We start from the raw sequence: 461 nt of genomic DNA, 5'->3' as shown, positions 1-461 counted from the left end.
ATAGGAATAACATGCGCCTTAACGCCCGCTGGTGCAGCTTCCTTAATCAGATTCTTTCGCAAGTCGTCTTTAGCAACTGAATCAGAGACAACAATGATGCGTGTCGGGTTGGTTGTCTTGGTCCAGGTTGTGGCAACCTGACCATGTAGCAACCGAGAATCAACCCGCGCCAGAACATACTCAAGTGAGCCTGGCTGACCAGCATTCGAAGTAGTTGGTGCTGCTTGGGCAGCTGGCTTCGTCACTTTGTCCAGTGATTCTGGCTTGATCTTGATACCTTCACGTCCAGCATCGAGCAGATGTGCTGCAATATCCTGTGCAGAATCCATCGAAAGTCGTGAACCATACGCTTCAATCAGCATCGGTAAATTCAGTCCGGTCACGATTGCCCATTTATCCTTATGCGCCTCATAAATCGAGTTCGCTTGGTTAAATGGTGAGCCGCCCCATAAGTCGATCAA

Annotated in this window: 1 protein-coding gene; it reads right to left on the bottom strand. The window is 49.2% G+C overall.

The features are described from left to right. The coding region (locus tag JZY04_RS21095; protein ID WP_220577472.1) for a PTS sugar transporter subunit IIB at positions 1-461 on the bottom strand (461 nt) is incomplete at both ends.

Origin of the sequence: Bacteroides sp. 11BF (assembly GCF_019633765.1) — a bacterium.
In the GTDB taxonomy this organism is placed as follows: domain Bacteria; phylum Bacteroidota; class Bacteroidia; order Bacteroidales; family Bacteroidaceae; genus Bacteroides; species Bacteroides hominis.
This window is presented reverse-complemented; position numbering and strand designations above follow the sequence as displayed.